Source organism: Geobacter sp. FeAm09, assembly GCF_008330225.1.
Classification (GTDB): Bacteria; Desulfobacterota; Desulfuromonadia; order Geobacterales; family Pseudopelobacteraceae; genus Oryzomonas.
On sequence record NZ_CP042466.1, the window covers coordinates 663,078 to 687,500 of the forward strand.

Here is a 24,423-nt window from a genome sequence, read left to right on the forward strand (position 1 = left end):
GGCGGATTGACCGCGTTCATCCTGTTTATCCCTATTTTGGCTGCCTATCCGATCTCCTTCAGGGCCGCCAGGGTCAGCTCCATCTCCTCGCGGGTTCCGATGGAGATGCGCAGACCGTGGGCCAACAGCGGGTCGGACAACAGGCGCACCAGGATCTTGCGGCTGTACAGGGCCTCGTAGACCCGCTTGCCGTTCCGGTCGGGCGGGGTGGCGAAGACGAAATTGCCCTGGGACGGGATCACGCCGTAGCCGATGCCGGTCAGCCCTTGGGTGAACCACTCCCGGGTCTCGCGGATGCGGGCGCAGCAGCTCCGGAAATAGGGCTGGTCCTGCAGCGCCGCCACGCAGGCTGCCTGGGCCAGGCGGTCCAGGTTGTAGTGGTCGCGGATCTTGTCCAGGGCGGCAATGATCTCGGGGCGGGCGATGGCCAGACCAAGGCGCATACCGGCCAGGGCGTAGCTCTTGGAAAAGGTGCGGGTCACCACCACGTTGTCGTATTTCTTTACCAGTTCCAGGGCGTTGCCGTCGGCAAAGTCGGCATAGGCCTCGTCGATCACCAAAAGGCCGCTGCACCGCCGGGCCAGTTCCTCCACGTACTCCCGGGGAAACGCGAAGCCGAGCGGCGCATTGGGGGAGGTGAGGAAGAACAGTTTGCCCTCGTAGCGCTCGGGGAAGTCGGCGATGCGGAAGTCGTCGGTCAGGCCGAAGGTGCGCACCCTGGCTCCCTGGATCTCCCCCAGGGTGGCGTAATAGGAGTAGGAGGGGTGGACGAAGGCGATCTCCTCTCCCTCGCCGGCGCAGGCGCGGATCAGGTTGTTGAGCACCTCGTCGGAGCCGTTGGCCATGATGATCCAGGAGGGATCGAAGCCGTACAGTTCTCCGGCCGCCTCGCGCAGCCTGGAGCTGGAGGCGCTGGGGTAGGTGCGCAGCAGGGCGCCGTCCACGCCCACCTCCTCGTAGATGGCCTCCACGACTCGGGGCGACGGCGGATAGGGGTTTTCGTTGGTGTTCAGCTTGATCCACGAGGCCACGTCGTCCGGCTGGAAGCCGGGGACGTACCCCTTCATGTCGCGTATGTTGGGTCGGAGTAGATTCATAATATCTGAGAAATATCACGCTTGCGGCTTCCGTTCAAGCCTGAAACGTGGAGGAGGGGATGAAACCTTGCTCACGCAACGACGCAACGAGATTCAAAAGAACGCTGCTCCCCATGGCTTCTTGATGTGATGCACATTGTTTGCACAATTGATGCGTTGACAATATGAACCGATTAGTTACGATTAATTATGGTTGCTTACAACGAAAATCCCGCCCCTGAATTGTGCCGGACATGGCGAGACCCCAGAAGCATTGTCTTCCACTGCATCGCGGAACAGGGCCAAGGGGAAAACTGTATTTTTGCGGCGGGGTCCAACGGGAACCGTTACTGCGTCCATATCAACCGCGCAGAGTTCCTGACGTCGCAACCTGGCAGATTGATGTAATCCTCCCGAAAACTTTTTCCCTACGCCATCACTTCTCCCCCAGCTTTCGTTCGAGTCGCTCGATGACCTGGGCTACCGTGCCTTCCCGGTCGTCCCCGCGCACGGTAAAGTAGAAATACTGGCCCGTGTGGTTGGACCAGTCCAGATCTTCCACCGGCAACGGTTCCAGCAGGGATGCGATCTGTTCATAGGATATGAACGGGTCGCCGTCGGGCCACGTGCGGTCGAGCCGTGCCTGTTGGGCATCCGTCAGGGGGATCCGGTAGGTTATGGAATAGATCTCCGCTTTCATGATGTCGCGCCTCCCCCCCTATTCGATTGATTTCGCCAGAGCCTCACAACCATGACGAGGCGCGTTTCCTTCATCGTTCAAGCTCTTCCTGGATTGCCGCAACCCGTTCCCGGACGAGTTGCAAAAAAGCGTCGCGGGGTGGGGAATCCGACCGGGCACGCCAGCACATGACGAGGGGCATGGGATCGAGAGCGGGTGAAATCGGCACATACGCCACCTGCCTGCTGCGCAGATTCCTGGCCCCTTCGGGAACGATGCCGACCCCCAATCCGGCGGCCACCATCGTCAGGACCGTTGCCATCAGGTCGGGGCTGTGAGCGACCGACGGTGAAAAACCTGCCGTTCGACAGGCGGAAATGATGTGGTCGTACATGCCGACCGCCACCATTCGATCCAGAAGCACGAACGGCTCCTGGGCAAGCTCGGAAAGTTCCACTCGCTGGCGGGATGCCAGCGGATGGGTTTCGGCCATCACCGCAAGCAGGTTCTCCCGAAACAGCACCTGGGCTGCCAGGTCGGGATGACCCGGCGGCAGCGGACGGGTGAAGCCGACATCGATCTCCTCCCGGGCAAAGGCGGCCAACTGCCGGTCCGGCGTCAACTCATGCATCCGTATCGTGACGTCTGGATACAGCGCCCGATAACAACGAATCAGTTCCGGGAGAATGTGCATGGTCGGCGCCGCAAAAAAGCCGATGGACAGTTCGCCCACCTCGCCCCGTGACGTGCGCCTCGCCTTGTCTTTTGCCGCTTCCACCGACGCCAGAATCGATCGTGCGTCCTCCAGAAAGACCTTCCCGGCTGCCGTCAACTGGACGGTACGGGTATTGCGGAACAACAGCGGCGTGCCCATGTCCCGTTCCAGATCCGAGATCTGCGTGCTCAGTGCCGGTTGGGCCACCAGAAGTTTCTCGGCCGCCTTGGAGAAGTTCAACTCCGACGCCACGGCCACGAAATAACGGAGATGTCGTAGTTCCATGATCTATTTATAGCAAAAATATATAATTGTTACAATAATTATATATTTCACAAATATATAAGGCTTCTTTAGGATGTGAGGTAGGGACGGCGAGCACCTCGCGTGCTCGGACGTTCGAACGAACAACCCCACAAACGAAGGAGATTATCGTATGACTTCCCTTGAGACAGTACAAACCATTGATGGCGCCGCAACAGCCGGCAAGCTGCCTGCGGCTCTGGTGCTCTTTCTGGCGGCGGGTGCCGGCTTTTCCGTCGCTTCGCTCTATTACAGCCAACCGATGCTTGGCGTGCTGGGGGCGGACATCGGCGCTTCGGACCGCGCGGTGGGCTGGGTGCCGACCTTGACCCAATTGGGGTATGCCGTGGGCATCCTGCTCCTCGCCCCCCTGGGTGACCGATACGACCGGCGGCGCATTATCCTTGCCAAGGCGGCGGCGCTGGTCCTGGCGCTGTTCGTTGCCGCCGCCGCGCCGTCCATCGGGCTCCTGCTGGCGGCCAGTCTGGTGATCGGCCTCGCCGCCACGCTGGCTCAGGACATCGTGCCCTCCGCCGCCCACCTGGCACCGGCAGCGCAACGGGGCAAGGTGGTGGGCACGGTGATGACCGGGCTGCTGCTGGGCATCGTGCTGTCCCGCGTGGTGAGCGGCTACATGGCGGAACACTTCGGCTGGCGCGCCGTCTTTTACGGCGCGGCCGCCAGCATCGTCCTGGTCGGATTCGAGTCCTGGCGCAGCCTGCCGAGCTTCCGGCCGGCCATGCACGACTCCTACGGCGAGTTGCTGAAGTCGCTCGGCCACCTGTGGCGGCGTCACGGCGCCTTGCGCCGAGCGGCCCTGGCCCAAGGGCTGCTGTCGGTCGGTTTCAGCGCCTTCTGGTCCACTCTGGCTGTGATGCTGCATGCCGCACCGTTCCATCTGGGCAGTGCCGCAGCCGGCAGCTTTGGCCTGGCCGGGGCAGCGGGCGCCATGGCCGCGCCCCTGGCGGGGCACCTGGCCGACCGGCGCGGGCCGGAGCAGGTCACGCGCCTGGGAGCGGGTCTCGTTGCCCTGTCGTTCGCGGCCATGTTCTTTTCGCCGCTGCTTTCGCCCCCTGCCCGGTTGTGGCTCTTCGCAGCCAGTGCCGTCGGCTTCGACCTGGGCGTGCAGGCCACATTGATCGCCCATCAGACCATTATTTACGGCATCGACCCCGGCGCACGCAGCCGGCTCAATGCGATCATGTTCGTGGGCATGTTCACCGGCATGGCCACCGGTTCGGCATTGGGCAGCCTGTTGCAGGCGCAATGGGGCTGGATGGCGGTAACGGCCCTGGCTACGGCGACGGCAATCGGGGCGCTGGCGACGCGCCTGGGGCCTGCGGCTGCCAGCCGCTAGATATCTGGCAGGAGGAGGCCTGCAAGGCGGAACGGGGCGCGTCTGCATCCTGCATATGCGGGGAATGCGGACGCGCCCCCTCCGGCCATTCCAACGGCCCCGGAATTTCGGGGCTGATGCCGAACCGTCAGGACATGGTATAATGATACAGGTCATCCCAGGTCAAAGGAGCGAGCCATGTCATTGACGAAAAGCTGGTACACGATCGATGAGGCGGCTGACAAGTACGGGGTTTCCCACAAACAACTGCAAAAATGGGTTGAGAGCGGGGTGCTGCGCACTGAGGGGGGCAAGGGCACGGTGATCCTGCTGAATGGCGATGACATCGAGATGGAATTGAATCTTATGCCATCGGTGTAATGCCATGAAACTGCTCATAACGAAGATATGGAACTGGTGGGACGTGTGGCTGCTGAAGTGGTGCGCGTTCCTGTTCGGCATTGCGGCGGGGGCGTATTTCCATGCGGCTGTCCTGCCGTATGTGGGGGTGATTCTTGTGGTTGCGGCCCTGCTGGCCATCAGGCCGGTTCTTGCCTATTGGAAAAAGTAGCTATCCTGCCATACGACATGCTTTGGCGCGATTCCTGGGAAACAGTGACCAGGCCGGCACGCCAAGGCATGCCGATAACTTGGAAACTGCCGATCTGATCCCCATGACATTTCTCCTGTCAACGACGGCCGCCGTCATCGCCGCCGCGGTCGCCGCCCCCACCGCGCTGCTCATCATGGAACAATCCGCCGCCCCTGCCGCCGCTTATGCTCCCGTTGCCCCCGCGCCCGCCCCCGCCGCCACCTTCATACGGCCAGCCGAGACAGCCGGACAGCATCGAGATCGTTGCCAGCATAAGTGCCGTTTTTACCCAAGTATATGTGTTCATCGGTCGATCCTCATTTCCTTCGAGTGGATGGTTTGCGTTTGCTCATTCAGGTAATTATAGCGAGGAATTGGGGCAGGAAGTGAGGAAATACGGGGCAAATAAGGAAATCGGGCTGCGTTCTTTAAATCAAATTGTTGGTGCAATCCTTCAGCCCCCCGGGTATCAAACAAAAAGGCACCCGGATCGCCTCCGGGTGCCTCTGATGGTTCGTTTTGCCGCAGCCTTAAACTTCCGGCCGCTGCCTTGTCTCTCCGCTTATGCCAGCCTGAACTGGTTGACCAGGGAACGGAGGTCGTCCGACAGCCGGGCCAGCTGCCCGGCGGCGTCGGCCGACTCCTGGGAACTCTGGGCCGTCTGTTGAACCACTTCGGAGATCTGGTGGATGTTGCTGGTGATCTCCGAGGTGGTGGCCGACTGCTCTTCCGCCGCCGTGGCGATCTGGCTCACCTGCATGGTGACCGAGTTGATCTGGTCCAGGATCTCCTGGATGGACTGGCCCGATTTGGCCGCCTCTTCTGTACCCTGCCGGACTTCCCGGACCCCCTCCTGCATCACGGCCACCGCCCCCTTGGTCTCCGTCTGGATCGCCTTGATCATGGTGCCGATCTCCTTGGTCGCCGTGGTGGTGCGTTCGGCCAGGGCCCGCACCTCATCGGCGACAACCGCGAAACCGCGCCCCTGCTCCCCGGCCCGGGCTGCCTCGATGGCCGCATTCAGGGCCAGCAGGTTGGTCTGGTCGGCGATGTCCTCGATGGTCCCCACGATGGCGCCGATCTGGTCCGACCGGGCGCCGAGCCCTTCCACGCTCTGGGCCGTCGCGGTGACCCGCTCGGCGATGCGGGTCATGACGTTCACCGTCTGCGCCACCACCGCGGCACCGGTCTGGGCGGCGTCGGTCGCCTGGTGGGACCCGTCGGCCGCGGCGTGGCAGTTCTGGGCGATGTCGCCGGATGTGGCCGACAATTCCTCGCTGGCGGTCGCCACGGTCTGGGCCTGGCCCGCAACCTCCTCCGCCCCGGTGGCGATCTGTTCCGCTGTGGACTGGAGCTGGTTCGACGCGGTCGCCACCTGGACCGAGGTGTCGTTGACCTTCTGGAGGGTGTCGCGCAGGCTCTCGGCCATGGTGGCGAAGGAGGCGGCCAGCACGCCGATCTCGTCCCGGGATTCCTGCTGGATCTTCACCGTCAGGTCGCCGGCGGCGATCTTTTCCGCCTGTTTCGCCAGGGTCTGGACCGGCCCGGTTATGGAGCGGGTGATCAAGCTGCCGAAGACGGCGGCGATCACCAGCATGATCACCGCGCAGACGATGGACAGGATCAGGGATGAATTCGTGATGGCGATGGCGGCCTCGGTGTTCTTATTGCCATGGGTGATTTTTGCGGCTGTGGACGCTTGAAGCCGTTCAGAACACTCCTTGACTAACTGGGCGGAACTGGGGGCGCGGAGAAGGGCCTCTGCCTCGTCAGCCTTGCCGGCTGCCCGCAGGGTGGCCATCCGGCCGTAAATGGCGTCCACCTTGGTAATCAGGTCTCTCATCGCTTCAGCCGGGGCTTTGGACTTCTCGGAGCTGGCGGCAATGGCCGTCAGTGATTCGTTGGCTATCCTGAAGCTCTCTTTCCCTTCGGCGTTGGCCTTTGCCAAGGCTTCGGGCGTCTGCGCCAGTTCGATGTCACGGGCAGCCACCCGCATCTTCTCGAAGGCATCGACAAGATTCACCATGTCCTTCATGGGTTTGATGTCCTGTGTGGCCAACTCCTGTTGCATTCTCTTGATTTCAGCCAGCCGTAGCGAGCTTATGCCATTCACAATGGCCGCAATAATGGCCAGAAACATAAAGCCGGTAAACAATTTCGTTCCTATCCGCAAATCAGACCAAGATTTCATCGAACGCATCATCCTTTCGCTTTCAGAATTTGGGCAACATGAACTGCCGGGGAACGGTAACGGATCGACCGTGTCAACATGTTGCAATTATTTAAAAAAATTAATTTATTCCCCGATAATACAATAGTCAAGCGTATTTTTTGTATACATATAATATTGAAAAGGCGCAATCGCAAATATAATGCATACGAAAGAAATGCCGCCCAAAGTCATCCCCCGAGCCACCGTCATCAAATAAAAAAGCACCCGGATCGCCTCCGGGTGCCTCTTGATGGTACAGTATTTTGCCATATCCGCCGGTGCGGTCCGTCTACTCCAGCCCCAACCGCTTGCCGACCGACTTGGCGTGGGCTTCCAGCCCCTCCAGCCCGGCAATGCGCACGATGTCGCTCCCCAACCGCTTCAACCCTCCCTCGGAGAAATAGACGATGGAGGATTTCTTCACGAAATCGTCCACGGACAGGGGGGAGAAAAAGCGGGCCGTGCCGCCGGTGGGGAGGGTGTGGTTCGGCCCGGCCAGGTAGTCGCCTGCCGCTTCGGGGGTCCAGTGCCCCATGAAGATGGCCCCGGCATTGGTGATGCGGGAGAGGATGGCGAAAGGATCGGCGACGGCCAGTTCCAGGTGTTCCGGGGCGATACGGTTGGAGAAGGCGATGGCCTCGTCCAGGTCGGCGGCCACGATGACGGCGCCGTAGTTGTCCCACGAGGCGCGGGCGATGGTCTCCCGGGAGAGTTGGGCCAGTTGCCGCTCCACCTCGGCCGCCACCCGCTCGCCAAAGGCGCGGTCGGTGGTGATGAGGATGGACGAGGCGAGTTCGTCATGCTCGGCCTGGGAGAGGAGGTCTGCCGCGATGTGGGCGGCGTTGCCGCTGCCGTCGTTGATGACCAGGATCTCGCTCGGCCCGGCGATCATGTCGATCCCCACAGCGCCGAAGACCAGTTTCTTGGCCGTGGCCACGTAGATGTTGCCCGGTCCGGTGACCTTGTCCACCCTGGGGATGGTTGCGGTGCCGTAGGCCAGGGCCGCCACCGCCTGTGCCCCGCCCATGCGGAAGATGCGGTCCACCCCGGCCAGTTTGGCCGCCACCAGCACGTGGGGGTTGATCTGGCCGCCCGGCGTGGGGGCGACCATGACGATCTCGCCGACGCCCGCTACCCGGGCCGGTACGGCGTTCATGATCACGCTGCTGGGGTAGCTTGCCTTGCCGCCCGGGACGTAGATGCCGACCCGCGCCAAGGGAGTGACCTTCTGTCCCAGCATGATGTCCGGCTCCTCGGTGGAGATCCAGGTCTGCTGTTTCTGCTTCTCGTGGAACCGGGCCACCCGCTCCACGGCCAGCTTGAGTGCCGCCGTGTCCGCCTCGGCTACCTGGGCGAAGGCCGCCTCGATCTCGGCGGGGGTGACCTCCAGTTCGGCCACGGAGGCTGCCTCCAGGCGATCGAAGCGCCGGGTCAGCTCCAGCACGGCTGCGTCGCCCCGCTTGCGCACGTCGGCGATGATGCCGAGCACGGTCTGTTCCACCTCACGGCCGGTTTCTTCGCCCCGGGCGAGGATGGCGCCGAACTTCTCGGAAAAGTCGTTGTCGCGTATGTCGAGAAATAGCATGGGAACTCTCTTTATGCGGGCTGAAGCTCTTTTTCCAGCCCCTGGATGATTTCGGTGATCTGCCGGTATTTGGTCTTGAGGCTGGCGCGGTTGACGATCAGCCGGGTGGTGATCTCGGCGATGGTCTCCACCTCCACCAGGCCGTTCTGGCGCAGGGTTTCGCCGGTGGACACCAGGTCCACGATCCGTTCGGAGAGCCCCACCAGGGGAGCCAGTTCGATGGAACCGTACAGCTTGATGATCTCCACCTGAATCCCCTTGGAGGCGAAATAGGTTTCGGCCACGTGGGGGTACTTGGTGGCGATGCGGATATGGGACCAGCCCGAGGGGTCGTCGGTGCGGGCCAGGTTGGCCGGCTCGGCCACCATCATGCGGCAGTAGCCGAACTTCAGGTCCAGCGGCTCGTACAGGTCCTTGCCCTGCTCCATGAGCGTGTCCTTGCCCACGATGCCCAGGTCGGCGCTGCCGTACTCCACATAGGTGGGGACGTCGGTAGCGCGCACGATCATGTAGCGCATGCGCTGTTCGGCATTCTCGAAGATCAGCTTGCGGGAGTCGGAGAGCAGTTCCCGGCAGTCGATGCCGATCTTGCCGAACAGTTTCACCGATTCTTCCAGGATGCGCCCTTTGGGGATTGCAATTGTTATCCAGTCGTTCACCTAGTTTTATTCCTTTCGGATGTCGATTTTTCGCAAGGTCAAGGCGGAGGAGGAAGCCCGCGGGGGCGTAGCAGCGCTACGCCGCACCAGGAGATTCCGAACGACAACGCAGAGATTGCGGAAAAGCGGCATTCGTCACTCCTGTACCCTTTTGATGTCCGCTCCCAGCCCTGCCAGCTTCTTCTCGATCGACTCATACCCCCGGTCCAGATGATAGATGCGGGAGATCTCGGTGATGTTGTCCGCGGCCAGGCCGGCCAGGATCAGGGACGCCGAGGCCCGCAGGTCGGTGGCCATGACCGGCGCGCCGGAGAGTTTCCTGACCCCCTTCACCGTGGCGCTGTTCCCCTCGATGGTGATGTCCGCTCCGAAGCGCTGGAGCTCGGAAACGTGCATGAAACGGTTCTCGAAGATGTTCTCGCTGATGACGCTTGCCCCGTCGGCCACGCACATGAGCGCCATGAACTGGGCCTGCATGTCCGTGGGAAAGCCGGGGTAGGGGCGGGTCTTGATGTTGATGCTGCGGATTTTCCGGGGAGCCTTGACCCGCACCACGTTGTCGTGGCTCGTGATCTCCACCCCGGCATCCTGAAGCTTGAAGACCAGCGCGTCCAGGTGTTCCAGCTTCATGCCGTGGATCTTCACGTCCCCCCGGTGATGGCGGCGGCGATCATGAAGGTGCCTGCCTCGATGCGGTCCGGCATGACGGAGTAGGAAACCGGGGCGAGTTCGGTGACCCCCTGGATATGGATGGTATCGGTGCCGGCCCCCTCTATCCTGGCTCCCATGAGGTTGAGCATCTGGGCCAGATCGACGATCTCCGGCTCGCGGGCGGCGTTTTCCAGGACGGTTTCCCCCTTGGCCAGGGCAGCGGCCATCATCAGGTGCTCGGTCCCCCCCACGGTGGAGATGTCGAAGTTGACCCGCGCCCCCTTCAGGTGACGGGCCCTGGCCTCCACATAGCCGTGTTCCAGGCTGATCTCGGCCCCCAGTGCCTGGAGTCCCTTGAGGTGCAGGTTGATGGGACGGGCACCGATGGCGCAGCCGCCGGGCAGGGAGACCCGGGCCTTGCCGAAGCGGGCCAGAAGCGGCCCCAGCACCAGCACCGAGGCGCGCATGGTCTTGACCAGTTCGTAGGTCGCCTCGTGGTTGCGGATGCCGGCCGAGTCGATCCTGACGACGTTGCCGTTGCCTTCGATGGTGGCGCCCAGGGATTCCAGCACCTTGATGGTGGTGTTGATGTCGCGCAGGAAGGGTACGTTGCTGATCTCGTTCATCCCGGAGTTCAGGATGGTGGCCACGAAGATCGGCAGGGAGGCGTTCTTGGAGCCGCTGACCCGCACTTCGCCCGCTAGTTTTTTCCCACCCTTGATGACAAGCTTGTCCACCCTTTTTCTCCTCGTTTGTTGATAGTTATTCGATGCATATTACTCGATGGGGTGCACCTTGTCCAAGAAAAAGTTGGCCGGAAGCCGGGCGGTGCCGGGACGGCCGGTGCGTCCCGCAGATGAGTGATTTTTTATTTTTTAGTTCTGCCCGGGACTATGGTATGATGCCGGACCTGTGCCTGCAGCAGCCGACCGGCCATGCGGCGCAGAGCGCGAAAACCTCACTGATTTCGGAAACGTTGCGATGCGGACCCTTTCCCTCAAGACGAAAGTCAGCTTAGTGTACCCCATTCTCTCCATCTGTGTGCTGGCGGGGATTCTGGCACTGTCCCAAAAAATTCTCGAATCCCGCATCAGGGGGGGGATCGCCGAACAGCAGTATCAGATCGTCTCGATCCTGGCGGATGATATCGACCGACAGGTGGTGGCCACCAGCGAGTCGCTGGCCGCCATCGCCCGCATGGCCACGCCCGAAAGCGTCTCCACCCCTCAAAAGGCGCTGACGTTCCTGAGGGGGGAGAGCGAGCATCTCGCCACCTTCGATAACGGCTTCTTCCTCTTCGACCGCACCGGCCGCATGGTGGCGGAGATGCCTCTGGGGCTGGAGCGCTCGGGCAAAGACTACTCCTACCGGGATTACCTGAAAAGGACCATTGCCACCCGGAAACCCTTTATCTCCGACCCCTACATATCTTCCCAGGAGCACCGTCACCCGGCCGTCATGTTCACGGCGCCGGTGTTCGACGAGAGCGGCGCCCTGATCGCGGTGCTGGGAGGGGGGATCGACCTGACCCGTTCCCCGTTCCTGGGCAAGCTTGCCGACGTGAGGATCGGCAAGAACGGCTACCTGTACGTCATCAGCACCGACCGGACCACCCTGTTTCATTCCGATGCCGACGTGGGCGCGAAGGGAACGCCTCCCCCGGGCGCCAATCCGCTCCTGGACCGTGCCATCTCAGGTTTCGACGGCACCGACGAGACGATGACCTCCCGCGGGGTGCGCACATTGGCATCGTTCAAGCACCTCAAGAGCAAGAACTGGATTATCGCGGCCAACTATCCCATCGCCCAGGCCTATGGGCCGATCCACAAGGCGAATGCCCTCTTTCTGGGGATCGTTGTTCCGGTGGCGCTGCTCGCCGCCCTGCTGCTGCGGCGCGCCCTCTCCCAACTGACCTCGCCGATTCTGGCCCTCACCCGGCACGTGGAAACCCTCTCCGCCAAAAGGGGCGGCGAGCGCCTCTTTCCCGCCGCAGGCGACGACGAACCGGCCATACTCGCCCAGGCGTTCAACCGGCTGGTCACGGAGGTGGACCAGCAGCAGGAGGAGCTTGCCAAGCGGGAGGTGCTGTACCGCACGGTGGTGGATTTTTCCTCGGAGATGGTCTTCTGGGTCGCCCCGGACCGGGGGACCATGCACTATGTTTCCCCCAGCTGCAGCGATGTCACCGGGTACGGTCCCGAGGAGTTCTATGCAACTCCCGGCCTGTTGAGTTCCCTCATCCACCCCGATGACCGGGGACATTGGGATGCGCAATACCGGGATGTGGCAACCGCCGATGCCGTCGAGCCGCAGGAATTCAGGATCGTCACCAAGAACGGCCAGGTGCGCTGGGCGAACTACCTCTGCCGGCCGGTCTTCGGCCAGAACGGCGACTACGTGGGTCTGCGCGGCAGCTTCACCGATATCTCGCTCCTGAAACGGGCCGAGCTGGCCATCGTCGCCAGCGAGGAAAAATTCCGGCTTTTCTTCGAGCAGTCCAGCGACGCCATCTTCATCATCCACAGGGACGGCGCGATCCTGGAGGTGAACAACGAGGCGTGCAGCCGCTATGGCTTCGCGCGCGAGGAGCTCATCGGCATGCGGGTGGGGGAGCTGGACACCCCCGAGTACTTCCCGCACAACCCCGAGCGGTTCAGCCGTGTCATGGAGCAGGGGCAGATCACCTTCGAAACCTGCCACCGCTGCAAGAACGGCCTCACCCTGCCGGTGGAGGTGAAGGCCCGCCTGATCGACTTCAACGGGGATAAGGCGATCCTGGCCGTGGCCAGGGATATGAGCGACCGCAAGCGCGCCGAGGAACTCCTGCGCCGCCAGAACGAATACCTCACCGCATTTCACGAGACCTCCCTGGGGCTCGTCAGGCGCCTGGACGTGCCCAGCCTCCTGCAGGCGATCCTCGTGCGCGCCGGTAAACTGGTGGGGACCGAGCATTGCTACGTCCACCTGCTGAACGGGCAGGGAACCGCAATGGACATGGTCTACCGGAGCGGGGTATTCAAACGCTTCGTCCATCGTCCCATCGGGCCCCATGACGGGGTTGCGGGCCAGGTCTGGACAACGGGGGAGCCGTTCCATGTGGACAATTACAGCCAGTGGGAACACCGGCTTCCCGACGCCGACCGTATCGTGCTGCGAGCCGTGGCCGGCGTCCCGCTGAAGTCGAACAACAGGGTGGTCGGCGTACTCGGGTTGGCGTTCCTCAAGGAGGGGCAGCTCTTCGATGACGAGCAGATGGCCATCCTGACGCAATTTGCCGAACTGGCCTCCGTGGCCCTGGACAACGCCCACCTCTACGATGCGGTGCAGCGGGAGTTGTCGGAGCGCCGGAAAGCCGAGGCGAGCCTGCGAAAACTCTCGGTCGCCGTGGAGCAAAGCCCGGCCTCCATCATCATCACGGACACGGGCGGCACCATCGAATACGTCAACCCCCGCTTCAGCGAGGTCACGGGATATTCCGCCGTCGAGGCGGTCGGCCAGAACACCCGCATGTTCAAATCCGGCAACACCAGCCCGGAGGAGTACCGGCAGCTCTGGGAGACGGTCCTCGCCGGGCACGAGTGGCGCGGGGAGTTTCACAACCGCAAGAAGAGCGGCGAATTGTACTGGGAGCAGTCATTGATCGCTCCGATCAGGGATGAAGACGGTCTGATCACCCACTTCATCGCTATCAACGAGGATATTACCGAGCGCAAGCGGCTGGAAAGCGAACTGCACCACTCCCAGAAGATGGAGGCCATCGGGCAACTGGCCGGCGGCATCGCCCATGACTTCAACAATATCCTGACGGCGGTCATTGGCTATGCCAGCATCATGCAGATCAAGCTGCCGCAGGAAAGCCCTTTCCGCAACGGGGTGGAGCAGATCCTGGCTACGGCCGAGCGCGGTTCCAGCCTGACCAAGGGTCTTCTGGCATTCAGCCGCAAGCAGCACACGATCACCCGCCACATCAACCTCAACGAGATCGTCGAACGGGTGCAGAAACTGCTCCACCGGCTGATCAGCGAGGACATCCACCTCACCACCGACCTGGCTGCCGAAGAGTTGCCGGTTGTGGTGGACAGCGTCCAGATCGAGCAGGTGCTCATGAGCCTGGCCACCAACGCGCGGGATGCCATGCCGGGCGGGGGCGAGATCGTCATCGGCAGCATGCTGGTCGATCTGGACGGCACGTTCGCCGCGCTGAACGGGCTCGGCCAGTCCGGCCGTTTTGCGCTGCTGACGGTATCCGATACCGGCGAGGGCATGGATGAGGAGACGATCAGCCATATCTTCGAGCCGTTTTTCACCACCAAGGGGACCGGCAAGGGAACCGGGCTCGGCCTTTCCATCGCCTATGGCATCGTCAAAAAGCACAATGGGTGCATTGTGTGCAGCAGCGAGAAGGGGAGGGGGACGACCTTCAGCATCTATCTCCCCTGTTCGGACCTGGAGTCCAAAGACGATGAACAGGCGCCGCCTCCGGTTCACCCCCAGGCCGGAAAAAAGGTGATCCTTCTGGCCGACGACAACGAGTCCACGCGCAACTTTTCCCGGGAGGTGCTGGAGGAGTTCGGCTATGGGGTTATCGAGGCCGCGGACGGCAGGCAGGCCCTGGACAGGTTCAACGAAAACCGCGAACGGATCTGCCTGCTCCTCCTGGATGTCAACATGCCCGAGATGAAGGGGCGGGAGGTCTATGAAGTCATCCGTGCCGGCAGCCCGGGGGTAAAGGTACTCTTCACCAGCGGCCACACGGAGGAGATCGTCCGTTCCCAGGAAGTCCTGGATGAAAGCCTGCCTTTCATCCCCAAACCATATATGCCCAAGGAGTTGCTCATGAAAATTCGCGAGGTGCTGGGCCATGGGGAGTGAAACAACCGGGAACATCTTCGTGGTTGACGACGACCGTTTCGTGCTGGAGAGCGTTTCAACACTGCTCGACGAATATGGTTTTACGGTCCAGGCCTTTGCCAATGGCCACGAGGCGGTCAAGCAGTTCGTGACCAGGCCGGTGGACCTGGTCCTGACCGATATCAACATGCCCCATATGGACGGCATCGAACTTCTGGAGAAGATCCGCTTTCTGGACCGGGAGACGCCGGTGGTGCTCATGACCGCTTACGCGGACCTGGATACGGCCGTCAAGGCCATCCAGAAAGGGGCTTTCGACTTCATCATCAAGCCGTACAGCCCCCCGTATCTGATCCACACGGTGGAGAAGGGGGTCCACTACAAGCATCTGACCCAGATCGAAAAGAACTACAAGCGGGAGTTGGAGATCACGGTGGAGAAGCGGACCTCGGAACTGGCCGAGGCGTTGCGCAGGTTGACCAAGATGAGCCGCGAGATCATCGAGCGGCTCACCGCGGCGGCCGAATTGCGGGACGAGGATACGGGGCTGCACATCCTGCGCATCGGCCTGTATGCCAAAAAACTGGCGACCGCCCTGGACATGCCGGATAGTTTTGTCGAGCAAATCCATATCGCCAGCGCCATGCACGACGTTGGCAAGATCGGCATCCCCGATTCGATCCTGCTCAAACCGGGAACGCTCACGCCCGCCGAATTCGAGACCATCAAGCAGCATACGGTCATCGGCGAGAGGATTCTGAAAGGTTCGGCCCACAGCATGCTTCAGATGGGGGCGACCATCGCGGCCAGCCACCACGAGCGCTGGGACGGCGGCGGCTATCCCTACGGCCTGCGGGGCGAGGCCATCCCCATTGCCGGGCGGATCACCATGATGGCCGACCAGTATGACGCCTTGCGGAGCGAGCGGGTCTACAAGGGGGCCTTCGATCACGCCACGGCGTGCGACATCATCCTGAACGGCGACGGCAGGACCATGCCGGAGCATTTCGATCCCCGCATCCTGGCCACGTTCGACAGGATCAAGGATGAGTTCGCGGAGGTCTTCGAGGCGAGCCAATCCCAGGAAGCGGCATCCTGCGGAGAGGGGACGTGCCGGCCGGCCCTCACCCTCGACGTCTGAGCGGCAGCCGGACGACCTTCAGGGGGCGTCAGCGGTCGAGATCGGCCAGGACGAAATCCACCGAGCCCAGGATCGCCAGGAAGTCGGCCACCAGCCAGCCGCGGCTCATGAGCGGCAACGCCTGGATGTGCGGGAAGCTGGGGGTGCGGATGCGCATCCGGTAGGGGATGTTCAGGCCGTCCGAGACGGCGAAATAGCCGTTTTCCCCCTTGGGTGCCTCGATGGCGGCGTAGGCCTCTCCCTTGGGCGGCGTCATGCCCCGGGTGCTGTTGACGAAGTGGTGGATCAGAGATTCGATGTCCTTCAGGGCATCCTGCTTTTGGGGCAGCACATAGCGGTAATCGTCCACGATCCAGCGGCCGTCGGGCATCCCGTCCATGGCCTGTTCCACCAGGCCGAGCGACTGGCGGATCTCCTCCATGCGCACCAGGTAGCGCGCCCAGCAGTCCCCTCCCTCGGCCACGGCCACATCGAACGCGAACCGTTCGTACCCACCGTAGGGTATTTTCTTCCGCAGATCCCACTCCACACCGCAGGCGCGCAGGTTGGGGCCGGAGAGCCCCCATTCCCGGGCCTCTTCTGCCGAGATGACGCCGACCCCCTCAAGGCGTGCCCGGAAGATCGGGTTGCCGTCGATGAGCTGCTCGTACTCCCGGAGCCGGGGGGGCAGCCAGCTCAGAAACCGCTTCACCGGAGCTTCCCATCCCTCGGGCAGGTCCTCGGCCACGCCGCCGATGCGGAACCAGGCCGGGTGCATCCGGCCCCCGGTGATCATCTCCACGATGTCGAAGATCATCTCCCGGTCGGTAAAGGTATAGAAGACCGGCGTCATGGCGCCCACATCGGCGGCAAAGGTGCCCAGCCAGACCAGGTGGCTGGCGATGCGGAACAGTTCGGCGAGCATGACGCGAATATGCTGGGCCCGCTCGGGCACCTGGATACCGCACAGCCGTTCGACCGCGGTGGCGTAGGCCAGGTTGTTCTGCACCCCGGCCAGGTAGTCGATGCGGTCGGTGTAGGGGATGAACTGGTTCCAGTGCTGGCGTTCGGCGATCTTCTCGGCTCCCCGGTGGTGATAGCCGATGTCGAAGTCGATGTCGCGGATCTCCTCCCCGTCCAGTTTGAGGATGCAGCGGATGATGCCGTGGGTGCCGGGGTGCTGTGGCCCCAGGTTGAGCACCATCTCCCCCTCATTGATCCGCTCGAAGAAGTCCGAAGCGGGCAACGGAGCGTGGCGGCGGGCGTCGTCCACGGTGTAGGGGGCCATTTCCGTGGCGCGGAAGGGGTGCCCCTTGCGCAGGGGGTGCCCCTGCCAGTCGTGGGGCATCAGGATCCGCCGCAGGTTGGGGTGACCGGCAAAGCGGATGCCGAACATATCGAACACCTCCCGCTCGTACCAGTCGGCCGCCGGGAAGACCGGGGTCACACTGGGCGCTTCCGGGGATTCCCCCGCCAGTTCGCATTTGACGCGCACATAGCCGGGCTGGTCGAAGGAGAGCAGGTGGTAGTTGAGGGTGAAGTCCCGGTGGTGCGACCGCTCCCGCCGCAGCGAGTCGTCTACGGCGGCGATGTCCTCCAGGCGCTTGAAGGCGGCGCCGGGGCGTCCTTTCAGATGGCGCAGCAGGTCGGGCACCAGTTCGGCCGGCGCCCGCAGGGTGAGCATGTCGGTGGCGGTCCCGTCGATGGCGACCCGGTCGCCGAACAGCGTACTGATCTCTCCGGGAAGCCCGAAATCCGGGTAGGGGTGGCGGGGTGCGGGAGGGCGCCACTGCTCGTCCGAGCGGGGCTGGAACATGGCTGGGTGCCCCACGGCGGCACCCCGGGCAGGGATGGCTGTCATGCCCGGTCCGCGGGGGTCGCGGGATTTGGTCTCCCCGTCCTTGAGGACCGGGACGGTGGTCCCCTGGCAGCCGCCGGCCAGGTGCAGGACCGGCCGTGCCGGGCGCTCCCCGGTTCTGATCTTTTCCTGTAGCAGCATCAAACCCTGGAGGAATGCCTCGGGGCGGGGGGGGCAGCCGGGCACGTACACGTCCACCGGCAGGATCTGGTTGACCCCCTGCACTACGCTGTACACGTCGTACATGCCTCCCGAGTTGGAACAGCTCCCCATGGAGATGACCCAGCGCGGCTCGGCCATCTGCTCGTACAGGTGCAGGATCGAGGGGGCCATCTTCTTGAAGACCGTCCCGGCGATCACCATCACGTCCGCCTCACGAGGGGTGCCGCGCAGCACTTCGGCCCCGAAGCGGGAGATGTCGTGGCGCGACGTGAAGGAGGTCATCATCTCCACGAAGCAGCAGGAGAGGCCGAAGAACATGGGCCAGAGGGAGTTGGCCCGCCCCCAGTTGATCAGGTCGTCGAGGCGGGTCAGGATGATGTTGTCCGGGGGCGGGATGATGTTGTCCGGTTTATCGTACAAGGTTGGCACCTCTGAAGTGCAAAGTTTTTGCCAGATCAAGGCTGTCGAGGAAGAGCGCGGAGGCCTTCACCCAGCCTCTAGCCACCCTTTTCCCCCGCGGAGAGGTCGGATGAAGGGCGCTACGCCGGACAGGCTATTCCGAAGATTTACGCAGGCATTGCGAAAAATCTGCCTTTCTCCCCCGCGAAGGGCCCCACTCCAGGCCGCCCTTGAGCCATAGCCAGAGCAACCCGGCGGCTAAGATGACGATGAAGACCGTGATCTGGGTGAGGCCTGCCATGCCGAGCAGGTCCCAGGCCGAGGCCCAGGTGAAGATAAAGGCCGCCTCCACGTCGAAGACGATGAAGAAGATGGCCACCAGGTAGAAGGGGACCGGCCATGCCAGGCGCGCGCCGCCGGTGGGCAGAACCCCCGATTCATAGGGGGCCTCCTTGCCGGGCTGGGTGCGCCTGGCCCCGAGCCACCAGGCAGCCAGCAGCAAAACTCCGATCAGGGCAACAGTCACCAGGGCGTACAGGGCGAGTTGATAGAGTGGGTCGGATACCATAGTGGGGAAACTATAGCAGATATTCGTACCGCTTCAAACGTGAAACGCGGGCTGCCGGGAAGAGAGGCTGACATCCGCCACGGAGGCACAGCGACACCGAGGGCCACAGAGAAAAATAAAAAACGATTTTTGTACTACCATCATCAGGAGTCATCATTATTTTGCCCGCCTTACTCCTGACTTACTCTATGTCTTCGAGGCTCTGCGGCAGACACTTTTCCCGGAGTCATTACTTAAGCGGCCGCAGTATGGCGCTAAAGATCGGATTCTGGTCCGCCTGGGAAACGGAAATGACCATGTCGACCTCAAAGGGGTTGCCGCACACGTCCCGTACCGTTTGCCGCGTTGTGGTCCCGATCAGGTCGCTGCTGCCGGAGCTGAAATACCCTTCCACCGCGGCCCGCAGTTCATCGCCGTTTTCCATGAATTCGAAAATGCACTGGCCGAGCAGTTCCTGTTTGGTCAGGCCGAAGAGCTTTTCCGCCTTCTGGTTGGAGATGACGATCTTGCCGTCCCCGACGAAGGTGACGATGGGGGACTGGGCGATCTCGATGAAGTTGCGGTAGCGATCCTCCGATTCCTTCCGTTGCAGGGTCTTGCGGTCCAGTTCCGCCATCAGTTCGTTGAAGGATCCGATCAGTTCGCCCACCTCGTCGTTGCCCCGCTCCGTGAGTCGCTCGGAGAAATTGCCGGTGCGAGCCACTTCGGCGATGCTCCCGGCAACGCTCTTGACCGGTGTCAGGATCGTCCTGCGGATAAGCCACCCGCTGATGAGGATGAAAGCCAGGAGGACCGCGCCGTCGTAGAGCAGGTCGAAAGCGAGGTTGGTGCCGACCTCCCGGTACAGCCCCTCCATGGGGACCGACACCGACACCGCACCGATCACCTCGCCCACCTTGTAGCCGTAAGAGTAATGCGCCCGCGGGAAGCGTTCCCGGACAAAACGGGGCGCGGTGTCATAGCTGCCATGGCAGGTCAGGCACGATTGGTCGGCTTTCATGGGCAGCAGGTAGCGCAGGGCCTTCTTCCCGCGTTCCCCGGTCACCTGCCAGACCTCCCGGACCTGCCCGTCCCGAAAGGCGGCCAAGTGGGCGGCCTCAAAACTGTCGGGGCGGTTGCCCGGATTGCGGTAGCGCAACGAAACCTGACGCACATAGTAGCGCGATCCGCTGGTGAGGCGCTTGGCGATCTGGGTGGCGGCCACCTGGGGAATGAGGTTGTAGTTGTGTTCCGGTTCGTTGGTGACGCTTTGGGAAAGGTAGTCCCGGGTCTCGATGATCTGGTGTGCGATGGCGCGGGCATTGTCCACGGCCGTGGTGAGAATGAGCGCCTGCTCCCGGCGATAGTTGCTGTAGGCCAGGGAGAGGAAAAGCGCCGCGAGGAGGAGGGCGGCGATGATGTTGAATTTGGTGTTGACGCTACGGTCAGAAAGCATTTTCATGGCGGTTCCCCGGCCCTGCCGTTCCTGCTGCCCGGCGCTTCAAGTATCGCTTGCCGGGGTGCCTGAATCCGTGACGCCTCCCCGGCTCTCCTCACCGGCGTGCCTCCCGGTTTGCCGCGCAGGCCTCGCTGATTCAGACAGATTATAACCACTCTTCGAGGCTTGGCAAGGGCAATGTGGTCTCGTTATTATGCTTGAATTCTCGTGGTAATATGGGCTATCTTTAAGAGATTGCACCAGAATTTTACACTGATGCATGCATCAATGAATCATCGCGGCGCACAGCCGGGGAGTAGGCATATGGACAGGAAGGCACCCACATCCGCATCCGCCAAAGGCAGGGGGATTTTACCGGCCCTGGCGTTGTTTGCCGTTACGCTGGGCATTGTAGGACTGCTCGGAGCAACGGGGTATGTTTTTTATCTCATGGCGCGTCTGCCGCGGGTGGACCGTCTGGCGGACTATAAGCCGCCCATTGTTTCCCAGGTCTTTGGCGACGACGGCAGCCTGGTGGGGGAATTCTATCTGGAGCGGCGCATCGTGGTGCCGGTGGAGAAGATGCCGCGCAAGCTGATCCAGGCCTTCGTGGCGGCCGAAGACTCCAGTTTCTACCAGCACAAGGGGATTGATTACCTGGGGATTGTACGGGCTGCCTTCAAAAACCTGCTCTCCATGCGCAAGAAGGAAGGGGCCTCGACCATCACCCAGCAGGTGACCAAGTCCATGCTGCTGACCCCGGAAAAGAAGTTCTCCCGCAAGATCAAGGAGGCCATCCTGGCCAAGCGCATGGAGGAAAAGCTCTCCAAGGACGAGATCCTCTACCTGTACCTGAACCAGATCTACCTGGGGGGCGGGGCCTACGGCGTCCAGGTGGCGGCAGAGACCTATTTCGGTAAAAACGTCGATCAACTCAACCTGGCCGAGATGGCCATGCTGGCCGGGCTTCCCAAGGCGCCCAACGCCTATTCCCCCATCAAACACCTGGACAAGGCCCGGGAGCGGCAGGCCTACGTCCTGGACCGGATGGTAAAGGAGGGGTACATCACGACCGCCGAGGCCGAACACGCCAAGAAGACGCCGATCGAGATCCGCTCCATGAAGAAGGTGAACAACGAGCAGTCGGCCTATTTTCTGGAACACCTGCGCATCCAGCTCGAGGAGAAGTACGGCGAGGATCAGCTCTACAAGGGCGGGCTGAAGATCTACACCACCATGAACGCCGAGATGCAGCGGGCGGCTTACGAAAGCCTGAGGAACGGCCTCAAGGCGGTGGACAAGCGCCAGGGATTCCGGGGACCGACCCGGTATCTCGGCGAAACCGAGGTGGAGGGGTTTTGCGCCAAGGTGGAGGAGGGGATCGATTCCGCTACCCTCAAGACCGGGGAGACCTATCAGGGGGTCGTGGTGGGATTCGCCCCGGAGAAGGGTGAGGCCATCGTCAGGGTCGGGGACCGCAAGGGGGTCCTGACCCGGAAGAATATGGCCTGGGCCGGCAGGGTGGGGACGATCGACAGCTACGGTAAGCCGGAGAAGGGGAACAAAAGCCTCACCCTCGGCTCGGTGATCGAGGTGTCGGTGGTATCGCCGGAGATTAACAGGGAGGGGGCCCAGTTCGCCCTCGACCAGACCCCCGAGGTGCAGGCGGCACTGGTTTCCATCGATCCCCGCACCGGGGCGGTCAAGGCCATGGTGGGCGGTTACGACTTCCGCAAGAGCCAGTTCAACCGGGCCATCCAGGCCCGGCGCAACGCCGGTTCGGCCTTCAAGCCGATTATCTACGCCGCGGCTCTCGACAAGGGACTGACCCCGGCCACCATCATCGAGGACGCCGAAGTGGAATACCCGGACGGCGCCGGCGGGACCTGGAAACCGAAGAACTACGACAATACCTTCCGTGGGCCGGTCACCATGCGCGAGGCGTTGACCTACTCCATCAACATCGTCAGCGTCAAGATCATGGAACAGATCGGCGCCCAGTATGCCGCCGACTACGCCAGAAAGCTCGGTTTCACCTCCCAGATCCCGGCCAATCTGGCCCTGGCCCTGGGGGCCGCGTCCGTATCCCCCTTCGAGCTGACCGAAGCCTACTCAGTCTTTGCCAACAAGGGACAGTTGATCCCCCAGTATTTCGTCACCAAGGTCACGGACAACGAGGGGACCGTCCTGCAGGAAAATCAGCCGCCGGCCGCTGTTCCGGTTGTTTCGCCGGAAACCTCCTACGTCATCACCAACCTGATGCAGAGCGTCGTTGCCAGCGGCACCGGTTCCCGCGCCATCATCGGGCGCCCCGTAGCCGGCAAGACCGGCACCACGAACGAAGGCAAGGATGCCTGGTTCGTCGGCTACATCCCCCAACTGGTGACCGGCGTGTGGGTGGGGTACGACCAGGAGCGTTCCCTGGGGAGCGGCGGGTCGGGCGGTCAGGCGGCTGCGCCGATCTGGGCCGAATTCATGAGGAAGGCGACATCGGGCTTACCGGTCATGGACTTCGAGGCCCCGGAGGATGTCACCTTTGTGCTGATCAATCCCCGTACCGGCAAGCTGGCCAAGGAAGGGACACCGGGGGCGGTCATGGAATGCTTTGTCAAGGGAAGCGAACCGACCGGCTATGACGGCGAAGGTGGTGCCGCCACCCGTCCGCCCTCTGCGGAAAAAGAGGAGTAATCCCGTTGGTATTGCAGGAGATGTTTCGTGCCTGACAGCAAAAGGGGAGGCGTTCGCGCCTCCCCTTTTGCTGTTCTGAAAGAATGACATTGCCCTGCCCGCGATGCGGGCGAGTGCACCCGCTACAGCGAGATATCCTCCGCAATACCTGAACGCTGCCTGATCACCGCCTCCACCTTGTCCCGGTCGATACGCTCCGCCAGCCGGTACTTCCTGATGAGGTTCCATGCCTCCACATCCGGCTTCACCCCCTTCTTGTACACATCCTGGTGGACCTCCAGGAGAATCCTCCCCTGTTCGGTCACGGCCACCTTCACCGGCTTGTAGATGATCTCCCCCGGGGTGTTGACCCGGACCTCGTTGAAGAACCCTTCCATCTGGAGCGGCGAGACCCTGATGCAGCCGTGGCTGGCAAAGCCGTAGATGGACCATGGCTTGATGGTGCTGTGAATCAGTATCCCCGGGATTGAGGTCTTGATGGCATACCTCCCCAGGGGGTTGCCGGGGCCGGGGGGGATGCTGGTGATGACCTCCTTCCCCTCTTCCTCCATCTCCGAGCGGATGGAAACGGGAACGTGCCAGGTAGGGTCTTTCTGCTTCCCCGTTACCCTGAATTTGCCGACCGGCGTCTGCCAGTCGAATTTGTCGCTCTTCTTCCCCGTGCCGACCGCTACCGGGAGCGAGGTTACCAACTTCCCCTGGCGGAAATAGTACAGGGTGCGGTCGGGGATGTTGACCACGATGCCTTCCCTCATCCGCTGGGGGATGATCTTCCGGTTGTTGTACTTCAGTTTCTGGCCGGCTTTGAGGACCGCCTTGGCCTCCAGTCTGTTGGTCGCTATGAGGTGCTGGCGGCTGACCCCCAGTTTTGCCGCTACCAGTCGCAGGGTATCTCCCTTGACGACGGTATAGACGCTGGCACTTCCCACGACCTTGGCCGATGTGAACTCCTCGTGGGACGGGGCAGCCTGCGGGGGAACGGGGATATCCTGGCTGGCGGTCCTTTGTTCCGGGGCAGGGGCGGGCACAGGTTCGGCCGGTACCGTTTCGGGGGGGGCGGCAGATGCCTTCTGGGGCGGAATGTTTCCGGCTGCCTCGGGTGGCGGGGCCAGGGGCAACGTCTCCTGGATGACCCGTACCTTCTGAATGGTAAGCAGATAATAGCGCTCGGCCTTGTCACGCTCGTGCATCCGGTAATGCTGCTCGGCCAGGGAGAGGGTGGCATCCACGCTCGTCATCTCGTCGGGCATCTGCTGGCCGAAGCCGGATGCGCGCAGGTGAGAGACGGCCCGGAGAGCGTCCTGACGGGTGTCGGCCCAGGCGCCGGGGGGTAACAGTAAAAGTGCGGCAAGGGGTGCAAGACGCGCAGCGCCCATAACGGAGATGCGGAAAGGTAAAGGAAGTTTCATGGAAAATTATGTACAATATATCCCGGAAACTTGGCAACAGTTAAGTTGACCGCCTGCCGCGGCGCTGCTCCCCATTATATATAAGAGGCATGAATGCGCATGGAGCACATACGCCCCTCTGCAGGAGGGCATTGGCGGTGTTT

At 62.4% G+C, this 24,423-nt stretch carries 17 protein-coding genes and 1 pseudogene; 6 read left to right on the forward strand and 12 right to left on the reverse strand.

Annotated elements, in window-relative coordinates; all coding sequences use genetic code 11:
- Positions 1-44 precede the first annotated feature (44 nt).
- The 3 genes from hisC to FO488_RS03115 form a co-directional block, all read right to left on the reverse strand.
- Positions 45-1,097: a histidinol-phosphate transaminase gene (gene hisC / locus FO488_RS03105; protein ID WP_149209195.1), complete on the reverse strand. Its 1,053-nt coding sequence runs from the start codon at positions 1,095-1,097 to the stop codon at positions 45-47.
- Positions 1,098-1,512: 415 nt separating this feature from the next.
- Entirely contained in the window at positions 1,513-1,776 is a 264-nt protein-coding gene (locus tag FO488_RS03110; RefSeq protein WP_149209197.1) for a hypothetical protein, read from the reverse strand.
- A 70-nt stretch (positions 1,777-1,846) separates the two neighbouring features.
- Complete coding sequence (locus FO488_RS03115; RefSeq protein WP_149209198.1) at positions 1,847-2,755, reverse strand: LysR substrate-binding domain-containing protein; 909 nt, start codon at positions 2,753-2,755, stop codon at positions 1,847-1,849.
- 151 nt (positions 2,756-2,906) lie between these two features.
- Between FO488_RS03115 and FO488_RS03120 the strand changes: the two genes are divergently transcribed.
- The 3 genes from FO488_RS03120 (at position 2,907) to FO488_RS03130 (ending at position 4,680) form a co-directional block, all read left to right on the forward strand.
- A complete protein-coding gene (locus tag FO488_RS03120) occupies positions 2,907-4,130 on the forward strand; it encodes an MFS transporter (protein ID WP_149209200.1) in 1,224 nt (407 codons plus the stop codon).
- Positions 4,131-4,307: 177 nt separating this feature from the next.
- On the forward strand, positions 4,308-4,490 hold the full coding sequence (locus tag FO488_RS03125; RefSeq protein WP_149209201.1) for a helix-turn-helix domain-containing protein: 183 nt from the start codon (positions 4,308-4,310) through the stop codon (positions 4,488-4,490).
- Positions 4,491-4,494: 4 nt separating this feature from the next.
- Positions 4,495-4,680: a hypothetical protein gene (locus FO488_RS03130; protein ID WP_149209203.1), complete on the forward strand. Its 186-nt coding sequence runs from the start codon at positions 4,495-4,497 to the stop codon at positions 4,678-4,680.
- Between the two features lie 118 nt (positions 4,681-4,798).
- Here the strand turns inward: FO488_RS03130 and FO488_RS03135 are convergent, their stop codons facing one another.
- From FO488_RS03135 to murA, 5 genes and pseudogenes are all read right to left on the reverse strand, one after another.
- A complete protein-coding gene (locus FO488_RS03135) occupies positions 4,799-5,008 on the reverse strand; it encodes a hypothetical protein (protein WP_149209205.1) in 210 nt (69 codons plus the stop codon).
- A 255-nt stretch (positions 5,009-5,263) separates the two neighbouring features.
- Entirely contained in the window at positions 5,264-6,904 is a 1,641-nt protein-coding gene (locus FO488_RS03140) for a methyl-accepting chemotaxis protein (RefSeq protein ID WP_149209207.1), read from the reverse strand.
- 298 nt (positions 6,905-7,202) lie between these two features.
- Positions 7,203-8,498, reverse strand: coding sequence for a histidinol dehydrogenase (gene hisD, locus FO488_RS03145; protein ID WP_149209209.1), 1,296 nt, complete (start codon positions 8,496-8,498; stop codon positions 7,203-7,205).
- A gap of 11 nt (positions 8,499-8,509) precedes the next feature.
- Positions 8,510-9,157, reverse strand: coding sequence for an ATP phosphoribosyltransferase (gene hisG, locus FO488_RS03150; protein ID WP_149209211.1), 648 nt, complete (start codon positions 9,155-9,157; stop codon positions 8,510-8,512).
- A 135-nt stretch (positions 9,158-9,292) separates the two neighbouring features.
- Positions 9,293-10,545 (reverse strand): annotated as a pseudogene (gene murA, locus FO488_RS03155) (UDP-N-acetylglucosamine 1-carboxyvinyltransferase).
- A gap of 244 nt (positions 10,546-10,789) precedes the next feature.
- Here murA and FO488_RS03160 point away from each other — a divergent pair.
- Positions 10,790-14,680, forward strand: a complete 3,891-nt coding sequence (locus tag FO488_RS03160) for a PAS domain S-box protein (protein WP_149209213.1) — start codon at positions 10,790-10,792, stop codon at positions 14,678-14,680.
- The gene (locus tag FO488_RS03165) at positions 14,670-15,800 is read left to right on the forward strand and encodes a response regulator (protein WP_149209215.1); all 1,131 of its coding nucleotides are present in this window, start codon (positions 14,670-14,672) and stop codon (positions 15,798-15,800) included. Before FO488_RS03160 ends, FO488_RS03165 begins: the two co-directional genes overlap by 11 nt.
- Before the next feature lie 28 nt (positions 15,801-15,828).
- Here the strand turns inward: FO488_RS03165 and FO488_RS03170 are convergent, their stop codons facing one another.
- The 3 genes from FO488_RS03170 to FO488_RS03180 form a co-directional block, all read right to left on the reverse strand.
- Complete coding sequence (locus tag FO488_RS03170) at positions 15,829-18,198, reverse strand: NADH-quinone oxidoreductase subunit B/C/D (protein ID WP_149212062.1); 2,370 nt, start codon at positions 18,196-18,198, stop codon at positions 15,829-15,831.
- 154 nt (positions 18,199-18,352) lie between these two features.
- The gene (locus FO488_RS03175) at positions 18,353-18,766 is read right to left on the reverse strand and encodes an NADH-quinone oxidoreductase subunit A (protein WP_149209217.1); all 414 of its coding nucleotides are present in this window, start codon (positions 18,764-18,766) and stop codon (positions 18,353-18,355) included.
- A gap of 229 nt (positions 18,767-18,995) precedes the next feature.
- Entirely contained in the window at positions 18,996-20,207 is a 1,212-nt protein-coding gene (locus FO488_RS03180; protein ID WP_149209219.1) for a DUF3365 domain-containing protein, read from the reverse strand.
- A 300-nt stretch (positions 20,208-20,507) separates the two neighbouring features.
- On the opposite strand from FO488_RS03180, the gene FO488_RS03185 reads away from it, so the two are divergent.
- Entirely contained in the window at positions 20,508-22,871 is a 2,364-nt protein-coding gene (locus tag FO488_RS03185; protein WP_149209221.1) for a penicillin-binding protein 1A, read from the forward strand.
- Between the two features lie 122 nt (positions 22,872-22,993).
- On the opposite strand, the gene FO488_RS03190 is transcribed toward FO488_RS03185, so the two are convergent.
- Positions 22,994-24,280, reverse strand: coding sequence for a L,D-transpeptidase family protein (locus FO488_RS03190; protein ID WP_149209223.1), 1,287 nt, complete (start codon positions 24,278-24,280; stop codon positions 22,994-22,996).
- Positions 24,281-24,423: the final 143 nt, after the last annotated feature.

Bases quoted from the DNA above. Each gene is read 5' to 3' on its own strand.
- hisC (WP_149209195.1), bottom strand. From the start codon at position 1,097: ATGAATCTACTCCGACCCAACATACGCGACATGAAGGGGTACGTCCCC.
- FO488_RS03185 (WP_149209221.1), top strand. From the start codon at position 20,508: ATGGACAGGAAGGCACCCACATCCGCATCCGCCAAAGGCAGGGGGATT.
- FO488_RS03165 (WP_149209215.1), top strand. From the start codon at position 14,670: ATGGGGAGTGAAACAACCGGGAACATCTTCGTGGTTGACGACGACCGT.
- FO488_RS03160 (WP_149209213.1), top strand. From the start codon at position 10,790: ATGCGGACCCTTTCCCTCAAGACGAAAGTCAGCTTAGTGTACCCCATT.
- FO488_RS03135 (WP_149209205.1), bottom strand. From the start codon at position 5,008: ATGAACACATATACTTGGGTAAAAACGGCACTTATGCTGGCAACGATC.
- FO488_RS03190 (WP_149209223.1), bottom strand. From the start codon at position 24,280: ATGAAACTTCCTTTACCTTTCCGCATCTCCGTTATGGGCGCTGCGCGT.
- FO488_RS03120 (WP_149209200.1), top strand. From the start codon at position 2,907: ATGACTTCCCTTGAGACAGTACAAACCATTGATGGCGCCGCAACAGCC.
- FO488_RS03180 (WP_149209219.1), bottom strand. From the start codon at position 20,207: ATGAAAATGCTTTCTGACCGTAGCGTCAACACCAAATTCAACATCATC.
- FO488_RS03115 (WP_149209198.1), bottom strand. From the start codon at position 2,755: ATGGAACTACGACATCTCCGTTATTTCGTGGCCGTGGCGTCGGAGTTG.
- FO488_RS03175 (WP_149209217.1), bottom strand. From the start codon at position 18,766: ATGGTATCCGACCCACTCTATCAACTCGCCCTGTACGCCCTGGTGACT.
- hisD (WP_149209209.1), bottom strand. From the start codon at position 8,498: ATGCTATTTCTCGACATACGCGACAACGACTTTTCCGAGAAGTTCGGC.
- FO488_RS03125 (WP_149209201.1), top strand. From the start codon at position 4,308: ATGTCATTGACGAAAAGCTGGTACACGATCGATGAGGCGGCTGACAAG.
- FO488_RS03140 (WP_149209207.1), bottom strand. From the start codon at position 6,904: ATGATGCGTTCGATGAAATCTTGGTCTGATTTGCGGATAGGAACGAAA.
- FO488_RS03110 (WP_149209197.1), bottom strand. From the start codon at position 1,776: ATGAAAGCGGAGATCTATTCCATAACCTACCGGATCCCCCTGACGGAT.
- FO488_RS03130 (WP_149209203.1), top strand. From the start codon at position 4,495: ATGAAACTGCTCATAACGAAGATATGGAACTGGTGGGACGTGTGGCTG.